This window comes from Actinomyces sp. zg296 (assembly GCF_009829695.1).
GTDB classification, from domain to species: Bacteria; Actinomycetota; Actinomycetes; order Actinomycetales; family Actinomycetaceae; genus Actinomyces; species Actinomyces marmotae.
The window spans coordinates 34391-47406 of sequence record NZ_VWPG01000003.1 but is presented as its reverse complement, the minus strand read 5'-3'; the positions used below and the strand labels follow the sequence as shown (position 1 = coordinate 47406).

Genomic DNA, 13016 nt, shown 5'->3' with positions numbered 1-13016 from the left:
CGCCTTAGGCCACCGGCCTTCTGTAGAGCGCGTCGATCTCATCGGCGAAGCGTTCCAGCGCCGCCGCCCGGCGCACCTTGAGCGAGGGCGTGAGCAGGCCGTTGTCGATCGTGAAATCGCCCGGCAGCACCGTGAAGACCCGAATCGACTCCGCCCGCGAGACGGCCTCATTGGCCCGGGCCACCGCCCGTTCCAGGGCCGCGCGCACGCGCGGATCGCTCACCGCCGACACGGGGTCGAGATCCTCGATCCCGTGGGAGGCGAGCCACAGCGGCAGCATCTCCGCGTCCAGTGTCACCAGGGCGCCGATGCAGGGGCGGTTGTCGCCCACGACGAGCACCTGGCTGACCAGCGGGTGACCGCGCAGCCGGTCCTCCAGGACCGCCGGGGCCACGTTCTTGCCCCCGGCGGTGACGATGAGCTCCTTCTTGCGGCCCGTGATACGCAGCGAGCCGTCGTCCTCGAACGCGCCGATATCGCCCGTGCGCAGCCAGCCGTCGGCGGTGAGTGCCTCGGCCGTGGCCCCCGGGTTGGCGTGGTAGCCCCGGAACAGCCCGATGCCGCGCACGAGGATCTCGCCGTCGTCGGCCAAGCGCAGCTCAGTGCCCGGCATGGGGCCGCCCACCGTGCCGATCCGCATGCTCGCGGGCAGGGTGACGGCGCAGGGCGCGGCCGTCTCGGTCAGGCCGTAGCCCTCCAGGACGGTCACCCCCGCGCCCCGGTAGTAGTGGCCCAGCCGCTCCCCCAGGGGGCCGCCACCGCTGATGACATGCGTGACTCTCCCGCCCAGGAGCGCGCGAAGCTTGGAGAACACGAGCCGGTCGAAGACCCTCATCTGCGCCCGCAGGCCGCGGCTGGGCCCCTCCGGGGTGTCCAGGGCGCGCGAGTAGGCGATCGCCGTCTTGGCGGCCAGGCGGAAGATCTTCTGCTTGTTGCCGGTCGAGCGCGCGTCCGCGGCGTTGTAGATCTTCTCAAAGACCCTCGGCACGGCGACGACGAAGGTGGGGGAGAAGGTCGCCAGGTCGTCCACGAGGTGCTTGACATCCGGGGCGTGGCCCATGACGCCGCGCTCGGAGCATACGATGGCGATTTCGATGAACCGCCCCAGCACATGGGCCAGGGGGAGGAACATCAGGGCGCGCACCTCGTCGGCGCCGAGCACCTCGGGAACGTGCGCGCAGGCGTTGACGCCCAGCTGGAAGAGATTGCCGTGAGTGAGCTCCACCCCCTTGGGGCGCCCCGTGGTGCCCGAGGTGTAGACGATCGTCGCCAGGTCGGCGCTGGTGAGAGCGGCGGTGCGCGCGTCGAGCCCGGCGCGGTCCACGCCTTTGCCCGAGGCGATGAGATCCGTGATCGCGCCGCGCGACAGGCACATGACCCGCAACTCCGCCAGGGCGGCCTGATCGGCGCCCCGCGAGCGGATCGTCTCGATCATCTGCTCCATGACGGCGTTCTCGACGACCACCAGCCTCACGGAGGCGTCGGTGAGGATCCACTCGGCCTGCTCGGCGGAGGAGGTCTCATAGATCGGCACCACGACGAGGCCCGCCTCCCAGGCGGCGAAGTCCAGAAGGGTCCACTCGAAGCAGGTGTGGGACATGATCGCGATCATGTCCCCGGGGCGCAGCCCGAGTGACATGAGCCCGGCCGCCACCTCGCGGACCTGGGCCTGGAACGCCGCCGCGCTCATGGGGATCCAGTGGCGCCCGACCGAGGGCCTGCGGGCGACGAGCGGGGCCGATGGCGAGCGGCGCACGCGCTCGGCCAGCGCCCACGGGGCCGTCATGCCGTCGTGGACGGGTGCCGCCAGCGGGGTGGATCTGGTGGTGCTGGCAGCGTGCTGCTGGGGGTCCGCCGGCTCGGCGCCGGGGTGCGCGGGGCTCGTCATGGCCCCATCATCGCCCGCCGAGGCGCTCGGCGGGGCCCGAACATGGTCACGTACGTGCCCCACGCCCCGCCAACGGCCCCGGGAGGCGCCCCTGACCGGCGGCTTCCGCTGATCGTGAGCGCGTCAGACCTGTGGGCCCCGGAGCTTGCCGGCGTAGATGGAGGCGACGGCGTCGGCATGGGCCTCCATGACGGCGGCCCGCTTGACCTTCAGCGAGGGGGTGAGCAGCCCGTTGGCCTCCGTGAAGTCCGTGGTGAGCACGCGGAACTCGCGGATCGACTCGGCCCGGGAGACCGCCTCGTTGGTGCGGGCCACGGCGCGCTCCAGCGCGGCGAGCACCTGCGGGTGGGACGCGGCCTCGACCACGCCCATCTCCGGAAGGCCGTGATTGCGCAGCCACTGGGACAGCATCTCCGAGTCCAGCGTGATGAGCGCGGAGATGAAGGGCTCGTTGTCCCCCAGGACGAGGACCTGGCTGACCAGGGGATGACCGCGCAGCCGGTCCTCAAGGATCGCCGGGGCCACGTTCTTGCCGCCCGCGGTCACGATGAGGTCCTTCTTGCGGCCGGTGATGCGCACCCAGCCGTCGTCGTCGATGGCCCCGATGTCACCGGTACGGAACCAGCCATCGGGGGTGAAGGACTCGGCGGTGGCGGCGGGGTTGTTGTGGTAACTCCGGAACACGCCCAGGCCCCGCACGAGGATCTCCCCGGTCTCATCCACCCGCACCTCGTTGCCGCACACGGGCGGGCCCACGGTGCCGATCTTGTTGCGCGCGTCGAGGTTGACGCAGGTGGGGCCGATCGTCTCGGTCAGCCCATAGCCCTCGAGGATCTCCAGGCCCATGCCCCGGTAGAAGTGCCCGAGGCGCTCACCCAGCGGCCCGCCTCCAGAGATCGCGAAACGGGCGTTGGGGCCCAAGAGGGCGCGGATCGCGCGGTAGACGAGGCGGTCGGCCAGCGCGTGCGAGGCGGCCAGCGACCTTGAGGGGCCCATCGGGGTGTCCAGCGCGCGGGAGTACTCGATGGCGACCTTCGCCGCCCAGCGGAAGGTCCGCAGCCTCATGCCGCTGCCCGCCTTGGCATCGGCGGCGTTGTAGATCTTCTCCAACACGCGCGGCACGGCCAGCACATAGGAGGGCCCGAAGGCCTGAAGGTCCGGCAGGAGGGTCTTGACGTCCGGGGTGTGCCCGAGCACGCCCTGTCCCGCCAGGGACAGCAACTCCAGGCAGCGCGCGTAAGAGTGCGCCAGCGGCAGGAAGAGCAGGAGGCGCGTGTCCGGGCGGTTGAGGAGGTCCGGGATCCAGTGGACGCCGTTGTGCGCCAGGCCCGCCGCGTTGCGATGGGTGATCTCGACGCCCTTGGGGCGGCCCGTCGTGCCGGAGGTGTAGATGATGGAGAAGACGTCCTCGGGGCGCACGGCGGCCGAGCGGTCCTCGACGACGGCCCGCGAGATCGCGCGCCCGGCGGTCGTCAGCTCGGTGAGGGCGTCGCGGTCCAGGGACAGGACCCGGGGGCTCGCGGCGCCGGGGTCGGCGGCCGAGCGGGCCTTGATGGCGGCGTCCACCACGAGCGCGTGGCCGGAGGTCTCGGTGATGACGAGGCGGACGTCGGCGTCGCCGAGGATCCACTCGATCTGCTCGGCCGAGTCGGTCTCGTAGATGGGCACGGAGACCAGCCCGGCGCGGGCGATCGCCATGTCCAGGAGTGTCCACTCGTAGCAGGTGCGGAACATGATCGCCACGCTCATGCCCGCCTCCAGGCCCAGGCCGATGAGCCCCGCGGCGATCCGGGCGACCTCCTCGCCGAAGGCCCGGGCGGTGATCGGCGTCCACGTGCCCAGTGAACTGCGCCGCTCGATGATGGGCCGCTCCGAGGTGCGCGCGATGCGGTCGGCCAGCAGCCAGGGGACGGTCCACTCCGACGCGGTGTCGCGGCTGTCGCAGGTGCCGGAGGCGCCCATGGTCAGGGGGCTGGAGGCGACGCCGTCGACGACGGCCGTGGCCCCCAGGGACGGGTGGGGCGCGGTGCCGGCGGGAGCGGGGATCCGTTGCGGCACAGTCCTCAGCCCTTCTTCGGCTTGGCCGGGGCCTCGCCGAGCTCGACGGCGGTGACGGTCACGGCCGGGGCCGGCTCGCCGTCGTCGCCCGCGGCCGGCTCGGCCACGGCCAGGGTCATCGGGCCCGTCACCTTCGCGGCCTCGAGGAGGTCGGAGCGAACCGCCTCCACGCTCGCTTCGGCCTCGGGGGCCACGGCCAGCGCCACCGACAGGATCGGCGTCTTCTGGCTCGTCTTGGCCTCCGACTTGACCTTGCGCAGCGCCGCCAGCGCCTGGCCAGCGCGGGCCACGAGGGCGGCGTCGACGCCGGCCGAGGCCTCGCGCAGGGGCGCGGCCTCGGGCCAGGAGGCGCGGTGGACGCTGCCGGTGCGGTACCAGCTCCACACCTCCTCCGCGGCGAAGGGCAGGAAGGGCGCGAAGAGGCGCACGAAGGTGTCCACGGCGATGGCCAGCGCCGTGCGGGCGCTCGTGACGGCGGCCGGGTCGTGGGAGCCGGCCAGGTCATTGGCACGGTCCTTGACGAGCTCGATGTAGTCGTCGCAGAAGGTCCAGAAGAAGGACTCCGCGGCCTCCAGGGCGCGGGCGTGCTCGAAGCCCTCGAAGGCGGTGGTCGCGGCGTCCACCACGTCTGCCAGGGCCGCCAGGACCGCCCGGTCGATCGGCTCGGTGACGGCGGTGGCGTCCAGGCTTGGCGCGGGGGCGGCCGCGAGGGCCTCCTCATCGGCGTCCCAGGGCAGGCCCATGGACAGGGCGAACTTGGAGGCGTTGAGGAGCTTGATGGCCAGGCGGCGGCCGATCTTGATCTGCTGCTCCTCGAAGGCCGCGTCCAGGCCCAGGCGGGCCGAGGCCGCCCAGTAGCGCACGGCGTCGGCCCCGAACTTCTCCAACAGGCCCATGGGGGTCTCCGCGTTGCCCTTGGACTTGCTCATCTTCTTGTGGTCAGAGTCCAGGATCCACCCGGAGATGCCCGCGTGACTCCAGGGCAGTGAGCCGAACTCCAGGTTCGCGCGCACCACGGAGGAGAACAGCCAGGTGCGGATGATGTCCTGGCCCTGGGGGCGCAGGTCCATGGGGTAGACGCGGTTGAAGAGGTCCTCGTCCGTCAGCCAGCCGGAGACCAGCTGGGGGGACAGGGAGGAGGTCGCCCAGGTGTCCATGATGTCGAGCTCGGCGGTGAAGCCGCCCGGCTGGTCGCGCTGATCCTCGGTGTAGCCGGCCGGGACGTCCGAGGAGGGATCGATCGGCAGCTCGGCCTCGGTGGGGGTCAGGACGCGGGCGTGGTCCACCTCGCCGTCGTCGCCGATCGCGTACCAGACGGGGAAGGGCACGCCGAAGAAGCGCTGGCGGGAGATGAGCCAGTCGTTGTTGAGGCCCTTGACCCAGTTCTCATAGCGAACCCGCATGAAATCGGGGTGGAAGTCGAGCTCGGCACCGCGGGCGAGCAGATCAGCGCGCAGGTCGGCGCCCGTGGCCGGATTCGTCCACTCCTTCCCGCCGTTGCGCAGGTACCACTGGCGGGAGGTGACGATCTCCAGGGGCTTGTCGCCCTTCTCGAAGAAGTTCGTCTGGCGGGTGGTCGCGGTCGGCTCGCCGCGCATCTCACCGCTGGCGGCCAGGGCGGCCACGACGGTCTCCCGCGCCGAGTAGGTGGTCTTGCCGGCCATGGCCGCGTAGGCCTCGCGGCCCGCCCCGGTGGTGATCCACTCGGGGGTCTCGGCCTCGATGCGCCCGTCCTTGCGCAGGATGGCGCGCAGCGGCAGGCCGAGGTCCCGCCACCACTCGATGTCGGTGGTGTCGCCGAAGGTGCAGCACATGGCGATGCCGGCGCCCTTGTCCCTCTCCGCTGCCGGGTGGGCCAGGACCGGGACCTCGACGCCGAAGACGGGGGAGGCCACCGTCTGGCCGAAGAGCGGCTGGTAGCGCTCGTCGTCGGGATGGGCGATGAGTGCCACGCAGGCAGCGAGCAGCTCGGGGCGGGTGGTTTCGATGCACACGTCACGAGTCCCAGCCGGGCCGGTCTCGATGGGGGCGCCCGCCGCGGCCGCGCGCTCGGCGGCGTCGGCGTCGACGATGTGGAAGGCCAGGCGGTGGTAGAAGCCCGGGTACTCGCGGGACTCGAGTTCCGCCTGGGCGACGGCGGTCTGGAAGGTGACATCCCACAGGCCCGGGGCCGCCGCCTGGTAGGCCTCGCCGCGCTCCAGGTTGCGCAGGAAGGCGGCCTGGGCGACCTTGCGGGCGCGCTCGCCGATGGTCTGGTAGGTCTGCTTCCAGTCCACGCTCAGCCCGAGTTGGCGCCACAGGGCCTCGAACTGGGCCTCGTCGATGGTGGTCAGGCGCTCGCAGAGCTCGACGAAGTTGCGCCGCGAGATCGGCTTCTGATCCCTGGCCTTGATGGACTTGCCATCGCCGCCGGTGTGCGGGGGGGTGAAGTCGGGGTCGTAGGGCAGGGAGGGGTCGCAGCGCACGCCGTAGTAGTTCTGGACGCGGCGCTCGGTGGGCAGGCCATTGTCATCCCAGCCCATGGGGTAGAAGACGGCCTTGCCGCGCATCCGCTGGTAGCGGGCGAGGGTATCCGTGTGCGTGTAGGAGAAGACGTGCCCCACGTGCAGTGAGCCCGACGCCGTCGGAGGAGGGGTGTCGATAGAGAAGACCTCGGGGCGCTCGGCGGAGCGGTCGAAGGCGTAGGTGCCATCCTCCTCCCAGCGCTGCCCCCAGGTGGACTCCAGGCCGTCGGCGCTCACCTTGGCGGGCACGCGCGGGCTGCGGAGCTGCGAGGGGATGAAACGGGATGAGTTGCTGGGCTGCGACATGGCGCTGATTCTGTCACGGTGCTGCCGTAGCGCTCCAAGCGGGCGGGGCCACGCGCCTGTGAGGTGGGCTACCAGGCCGTGAGGGGCGGGGTGGGCCCCATCGGCCGGCCCCGGCCCCTCTCCTTGGCCCGAGGACCGGTCTCGTTCCTGTTTTCGACCGGTCTCGCGCGAGGGGGGAGGGGATTGGTACGATTGTGCCAGAACTGGCCGCGTGGATCCCCAATGACGAGGAGGCGGGCATGACCGAGGAATCCCCGGACGCGCGCATCGCGGGGCTGAGCGACGACGTCGCCACCCTGACCCGCAAGAACACCCTGCTCGCGAACGCCCTGCGCGCCGCCCGCACCGAGCTCGCCTCCCTCCACGACGACCTCCAGGCCCTCCAGGCCCCGCCGCTGGCCCACGCCACGGTCATCGCCGCCCACGCCACCGAGCGCACCGCGGACGTCGCCCTGGCCGGCCGGCGCCACCGCGTGGGCGTGGGGCCCGACGTCGTCGCCTCCTCCCTCGCCCCCGGCGCCCAGGTGCTCCTCAATGAGCACCTCGTCATCACCGCCACCGCGCCGGGTCCCCGGGGCGGGGAGGTCGTGAGCGTCAAGGAGGCCTACGACGACTCCACAGTCCTGGTCACCGCCCGCCACGACGAGGAGATGGTCCTCGCGCTCGCGGACGGGCTCTCCCACCGCGCCCCGCGCGCCGGGGACGTCCTCGTGGCCGACCTCGCGGCGCGCATGGCCCTGCGCCCCCTGACCCGCGCCGAGGTCGAGGACCTCCTCCTGGAGGAGGCCCCGGACGTCTCCTACGAGGACATCGGCGGGCTCGGCCCCCAGATCGAGCTCATCCGCGACGCCGTCGAGCTGCCCTTCCTCCACGCAGACCTCTACCGCGAGCACCGGCTCACCCCGCCGCGCGGCGTCCTCCTGTACGGGCCCCCCGGCTGCGGCAAGACTCTCATCGCCAAGGCGGTGGCCTGCTCGCTCGGCGCCAAGGGCAGGGGCGAGGCCTACTTCCTCAACATCAAGGGCCCCCAGCTCCTCGACAAGTACGTCGGCGAGACCGAGCGCCGCATCCGCGTCATCTTCGCCCGCGCCCGGGAGAGGGCCGCCACCGGCATCCCCGTCGTCGTCTTCTTCGACGAGATGGACTCCCTCTTCCGCACCCGCGGCTCCGGGCGCTCCTCCGACGTCGAGACCACCGTGGTGCCGCAGATGCTCGCCGAGCTCGATGGCGTCGACGAGCTCGACAACGTCATCATCATCGGGGCCACCAACCGCGAGGACATGATCGACCCCGCCATCCTGCGGCCCGGCCGACTTGACGTCAAGATCCGCATCAACCGGCCCACGGCCGACGGCGCCGCCGAGATCCTGGCTACCTACCTCACCGAGGACCTCCCGCTGAGCGATGGCCTCATCGCCTCGGCGGGCGGGCGATCGGCCGCCATCCGGGCCCTCATCGACGACGTCGTCGCCCGCCTCTACTCCCACGCCCCCGGGAGCGAGATGGTCGAGCTCACCCACGCCGACGGCAGCGTGGAGGTGCTGCGCGCCGCCGACCTCGCCAGCGGCGCCATGCTCGCCAACATCGTCGACCGCGCCAAGAAGGCCGCCATCAAGGAACTGGTGACCACCGGGCGGCGGGGCCTGACCGCCGAGCACCTGCGCGCCGCCCTGGCCGACGAGCTCGACGAGAGCAGGGGGCTCGTGGCCGCCACCCGCCCCGAGGACTGGGCCAGGGTCACCGGCCGGCGCGGCGTGCCCGTCACCGCCGCCCGGCCACTGGGGGGAACGGAGTGAGCGGGCCTGGCCCGCGACCGGCCGACCGGGTGATGGGCATCGAGACCGAGTACGGGATCCTTGGGGCCGGCGCCGCGGAGGTCATCGACGCCTGCCTCGAGGCCGCCCGCCGTGACGGCCGCCTCGAGGGCGTGCGCTGGGACTACACCGCCGAGCAGCCTCTGCGCGACGCCCGCGGCTTCGAGATGCGCCGCGAGGACGCCCACCCCGCCATGCTCACCGACGAGGCCGGCGTCCCCGGGCCCGTCCCCGCGGCCCGGGCCCCGCGCACCAGCGCCGCCGCGCGCCTGACCGATCTGGAGGAGACCTGGCAGCGGGGCACCTCCACATGCCTGCCCGACGGCGGCCGCCTCTACGACGACCACGGCCACCCCGAGTACGCCACCCCCGAGTGCTCCACCCCCGCCCAGGCCGTCCTGCACGACCTGGCCGGCCAGGCCCTGCTCGCCGACGGCGCGGCGCTCCTGGCCTCGCGGGGGGTGCCCGTGCGCCTGTTTAAGAACAACATCGACGGCAAGGGCGCCTCCTACGGGACCCACGAGAACATCCTCGTCCCCCGGGCCGTGCCCTTCGAGGCGCTGGCCCAGGCCCTCATCCCTCTGCTCGTCGCGCGCCCCCTGCTCACCGGGGCGGGGCGCGCCGGCACCGGGGCGGTCACCAGTGGCGCCCGCCTCCAGGCCTCCCAGCGGGCCGACTACATCGAGACGGTTATCGGACTGCCCACCGTCATGAACCGGCCCCTGATCAACACCCGCGACGAGCCCCACGCCGACCCCGCCCGCTGGCGCCGCCTGCACCTCATCCCCGGCGACGCGAGCGCCTTCCCCACCATCACCTGGCTGGCGCTGGGCATCGCCGCCCTGGTGTGCCGCTGCGCGGAGGACCCCGCCCCCGGCGCCGCGCCCTGGAAGCGCCTGGCCCTGGCCGATCCGATCGCCGAGTTGCGCGCGGTCTCGCGCGACACGTCCCTCGCCCACCGTCTGGCCCTGGCCGACGGCGGGAGCGCCGACCCCCTCGACGTGCTGGAGGCCTACCTCGACGCCGTCGTCGCCCACCTCGACCGCGCCGGGGCGCCCCACCCGGCCCCCGACTCCGACCCACTGATCCCCGACCTCGCCGCGCTCGCGGACGGCCTGGACGCCGACGGCCGTGAGACCGGGGCGCTCCTGGCCTTCTGGCAGGCCTCGATCAACGAGCTCCGGCGCCTGCGCGCCGGGGAGCCCGGCGCCGCCGGACACCTGGAATGGGTGGCCAAGGGTGAGCTCCTGCGCGCCACGGCCCAGCGCCACCCGGGGGCGGCCGGCGAGCCCGTCCTCCACGCCGTCGACCTGGCCTGGGGCGAGGTCGGCACGGGCCTGGCGCGCAGGGTCCCGGCCGCGGCGGCGGCCTCCGGGGGCCTCGATGAGGTGCGCGTCCGCGCCGCCCTGGTCACCCCGCCGCCCACCACCCGGGCGTGGTTGCGCGGTCGCCTCCTGGCCCGCTTCCCCGGCGCCGTGCGCGCCGCCGGCTGGCAGGCGGTCGTGCTCGACGCCGGGGGCGAGCACGACGAGCGCCTGGCCCTCGACGAGCCCACGGCCTACGGCCTGGCCCAGGCCGAGCCCCTGCTGCGGGCCCCCGGGACCCCGAGGGACTTCCTGGAGGCCCTCGTGGGCGCCGGCCGCCTCGGCCCGCCCCAGGCCGCCGCCCTCACCAGGGCCGGCGCCCCGACCGTTCCACGACCATGACGTCCCACGATTGAGGAGAGCAGTGATGAGCGAGTCCACCCAGCCCCAATCCACCTACCACGACGACCCCGCGCCGGACGACGCCCCTGAGCCCGGCGGCGCCGGCCCGGTGCGCGGCCAGGACCTCGGAAGCGTGCTGGACATGATCGACGACGTGCTCGCCGTCGGCGCCCAGGAGTTCGTCCAGGGCTTCGTCCAGAAGGGCGGGCAGTGAGCCGCGTCTTCGGCTTGGAGACCGAGTTCGGCCTGCTGCGCCTGGGCGCCGACGGCCGAGCGGAGGACCCCGCGCGCACCGCCGACGAGCTCATGCGCCACCGCCCACCGGGCTACCGCGGCACGAACCTGTTCCTGCCCAACGGCGGGCGCCTCTACCTCGATGTCGGCTCGCACCCCGAGTACGCCACCGCCGAGTGCGCCACCGTGCGCCAACTCGTCGCCCAGGACGAGGCCGGCAGGGCCCTGATCGCATCCATGGCCGGGCTCGCCGCGCGCGCCGGGGGCTCCGGGGATACTGAGGGCGCTGAGGGCGCTGAGGGCGCTGAGGGCGCTGGGGGTGCTGAGGGCGGCGGCTCGGGGACGATCCATGTCCTGGCCAACAACAACGACTCCGCCGGCCACACCTACGGCTGCCATGAGAACTACTCCCTGCCCCGCCGCGTGAGCCCGGAGGCGATCCTGCCCGTGCTCTGCACCTTCCTGGCCACCCGGCCCGTCCTCGTGGGCTCGGGCGCCCCCGCGCCCGCCAGCGCCTCCGGGGACGGCCAGGAGCACGAGGACGGTGAGGACTCGGCCTGGGCGCTGTCCCCCAGGGCGCCCCACCTGCGCGCCCTGGCCTCGGCCGACACCACCGGCGAGCGGGCCCTCGTCAACACCCGGGACGAGCCCCACGCCGACCCGGGCCGCCTGCGGCGCCTGCACATCACCTGCGCCGACACCACGATGTCCTCGACGACGACGGGCCTGCGCGCCGCCCTGACCATCCTGCTCCTCGACGCCCTTGAGGCGGGCGTCGATATGGGCGGCATCGTCCTGGCCGACCCGCTGGAGGCGCTGGCCTCACTGGGCTCGGGACCCTGGGGTGACCGGGCTGCGCGGGCCCGTGACGGGCGGGCCCTCACCCCCGTGGACGTGCAGGAGGAGATCCTCGCGCGCCTGCTCGACCGCCTCGACGCCGTCGGCGCCCCGCCCGCGCTCGAGGGCGCGGAGCACCTCGTGCGCGACCTCGCCCCCCGGGTCATCGGCGCCCTGCGGGCGCGGGAGGCCGGCGCCATCGACACGGAGATCGACTGGGCGATCAAGCGGCGCGTCATGCGAGCCCACCGGCGGCGCCACCCCGATCTGCGCGGCCAGGAGCTCTCCGTGCTGCGGCGGCGGGTGGACCTGGCCTATCACGACCTCGACGCGAGCAGCGGCCTGACCCAGCGCCTGCGCGCCCAGGGGCAGATGGCCGAGCTGTGCTCACCCCAGGAGATCGAGCAGGCGGTCACCCAGGCCCCACCGACGCGGGCCGCCCTGCGCGGCGCCTTTATCCAGGCCTGCCTCGATCGCGACGCCGACTTCTCCGTGACCTGGTCCAGCATCCGCCTGGACTCGCCTCCCTCGCCGGCTGTCGACCTGCTCGATCCCGCGGCGTCCAGCGACCCCGCCGCCGAGGCCCTCATCGGGAGAACCCGCGCCCTGCTCCCCGAGGAGATCCGGCGCATCCGGCCCCCGGGGCTCTGAGCGCCCGGGGCGGGGGCGCGAGGGCGCGGCCCACGTGGCCTGCGCGGTCTGGGCGGCTTGGGCGGCCCGGGCGGCCTCAGGCTCCCAGCTCGCGGTCCCTGGCGACCGTGGCCTCGAAGGCCCGCACGACGGCGTCGGAGAATCCCGCGCGCTCCATCGCTGTCAGCCCGGCGATTGTCGTGCCGCCGGGCGAGCAGATGGCGTCGATGAGATCCGCCGGGGTGCGGGGCGGCTCGGCGGCGCTGCCCGCCTGGGCTGCCAGCGCTGAGCCCAGCACGGCCTGGGTGACGATCTCGACCGCCGTGCTCTTGGGGATCCCGCCCAGCACGCCCGCCCGGGACAGCGCCTCGATGAGGGTCAGGACGAAGGCGGGGGAGGAGCCCGCCAAGCCCACGAAGGCGGAGAAGTCCTTGTCCTCCAGTTCCACGGTGCGCCCGACGGCGCCCATAAGCGCGCGCACGGGCGCCATGGCGGTCTCGTCGACACCCGGGCCCGCCGCCAGCGCCGTCATCGAGGCGCCCACCCCGGCGGCCATGTTCGGCATCGCCCGCACCACCCGGGCGCCGTCGGGCAGGAGCGCGGTCAGGCGCGACAGGGTGAGCCCCGCGGCGATGGACAGCACGAGCGGCGATCGCTCGGCCAGCACGGGGGCGATCCCCTCCACGACCCCGGGCAGCACCTGCGGCTTGACCGCCAGGACGAGGACGTCCTCCGCTCCCAGGCGCCGCGTGAGTGCCGCGGAGTCTGGCACGTGCCCAGCGCCCGTGTCCTCGGCCAGGGCCTTGGCCGAGCCATGGGCGCTTGTGACGAGGAGGGAGGCGGGGGCGATGCCCGCGCTGATCGCCCCCCGAACGATCGCGCCCGCCATGTTCCCCGCGCCGATGAAACCGTAGGTCGTCATCGCCCCAGGCTACCCTTCCGGCGGGTGAAGGTGCCCGGTGGCGGTCTCATCGGGCCCTGCCCGATCTCCTCCCATCTCAGATGATCCACATGGCGCTGGCCCTGCGGGGTGGTCCAC

The 13016-nt window shown here is 73.4% G+C and carries 8 protein-coding genes; 4 read left to right on the top strand and 4 right to left on the bottom strand.

Features of this window, described 5'->3' with window-relative positions; genetic code table 11:
* Positions 1 to 4: 4 nt before the first annotated feature.
* The 3 genes from GVV76_RS02555 to valS all read right to left on the bottom strand — a co-directional run bounded on the left by GVV76_RS02555 (position 5) and on the right by valS (position 6756).
* Positions 5 to 1888 (bottom strand): AMP-dependent synthetase/ligase, encoded by a 1884-nt coding sequence (locus GVV76_RS02555; protein ID WP_159624776.1) that lies wholly within the window; start codon positions 1886 to 1888, stop codon positions 5 to 7.
* 123 nt (positions 1889 to 2011) lie between these two features.
* Positions 2012 to 3850: an AMP-dependent synthetase/ligase gene (locus tag GVV76_RS02550; protein WP_236263197.1), complete on the bottom strand. Its 1839-nt coding sequence runs from the start codon at positions 3848 to 3850 to the stop codon at positions 2012 to 2014.
* Between the two features lie 101 nt (positions 3851 to 3951).
* Positions 3952 to 6756: a valine--tRNA ligase gene (gene valS, locus GVV76_RS02545; protein ID WP_159624772.1), complete on the bottom strand. Its 2805-nt coding sequence runs from the start codon at positions 6754 to 6756 to the stop codon at positions 3952 to 3954.
* A 239-nt stretch (positions 6757 to 6995) separates the two neighbouring features.
* Here valS and arc point away from each other — a divergent pair, with 239 nt between their 5' ends.
* From arc to GVV76_RS02525, 4 genes are read left to right on the top strand one after another with little or no spacing between them, the layout of a single operon-like run.
* Positions 6996 to 8552: a proteasome ATPase gene (gene arc / locus GVV76_RS02540; RefSeq protein WP_159524566.1), complete on the top strand. Its 1557-nt coding sequence runs from the start codon at positions 6996 to 6998 to the stop codon at positions 8550 to 8552.
* A 32-nt stretch (positions 8553 to 8584) separates the two neighbouring features.
* Positions 8585 to 10276 carry a proteasome accessory factor PafA2 family protein gene (locus tag GVV76_RS02535; protein ID WP_159624770.1) on the top strand — a complete coding sequence of 564 codons (1692 nt, stop codon included), beginning with the start codon at positions 8585 to 8587 and terminating at the stop codon, positions 10274 to 10276.
* Positions 10277 to 10301: 25 nt separating this feature from the next.
* Positions 10302 to 10490, top strand: coding sequence for a ubiquitin-like protein Pup (locus GVV76_RS02530; RefSeq protein ID WP_159524386.1), 189 nt, complete (start codon positions 10302 to 10304; stop codon positions 10488 to 10490).
* Positions 10487 to 11998 carry a proteasome accessory factor PafA2 family protein gene (locus GVV76_RS02525; protein WP_159624768.1) on the top strand — a complete coding sequence of 504 codons (1512 nt, stop codon included), beginning with the start codon at positions 10487 to 10489 and terminating at the stop codon, positions 11996 to 11998. The genes GVV76_RS02530 and GVV76_RS02525 overlap by 4 nt, the downstream gene beginning before the upstream one ends.
* Positions 11999 to 12074: 76 nt before the next feature.
* On the opposite strand, the gene proC is transcribed toward GVV76_RS02525, so the two are convergent.
* Positions 12075 to 12899 (bottom strand): pyrroline-5-carboxylate reductase, encoded by an 825-nt coding sequence (proC, locus tag GVV76_RS02520; RefSeq protein ID WP_159624766.1) that lies wholly within the window; start codon positions 12897 to 12899, stop codon positions 12075 to 12077.
* Positions 12900 to 13016 lie beyond the last annotated feature (117 nt).

Excerpts from the sequence above, each read along its gene's own strand:
- GVV76_RS02555 (WP_159624776.1), bottom strand. The coding sequence starts at position 1,888 with ATGACGAGCCCCGCGCACCCCGGCGCCGAGCCGGCGGACCCCCAGCAG.
- GVV76_RS02550 (WP_236263197.1), bottom strand. The coding sequence starts at position 3,850 with ATGGGCGCCTCCGGCACCTGCGACAGCCGCGACACCGCGTCGGAGTGG.
- valS (WP_159624772.1), bottom strand. The coding sequence starts at position 6,756 with ATGTCGCAGCCCAGCAACTCATCCCGTTTCATCCCCTCGCAGCTCCGC.
- arc (WP_159524566.1), top strand. The coding sequence starts at position 6,996 with ATGACCGAGGAATCCCCGGACGCGCGCATCGCGGGGCTGAGCGACGAC.
- GVV76_RS02535 (WP_159624770.1), top strand. The coding sequence starts at position 8,585 with ATGGGCATCGAGACCGAGTACGGGATCCTTGGGGCCGGCGCCGCGGAG.
- GVV76_RS02530 (WP_159524386.1), top strand. The coding sequence starts at position 10,302 with ATGAGCGAGTCCACCCAGCCCCAATCCACCTACCACGACGACCCCGCG.
- proC (WP_159624766.1), bottom strand. The coding sequence starts at position 12,899 with ATGACGACCTACGGTTTCATCGGCGCGGGGAACATGGCGGGCGCGATC.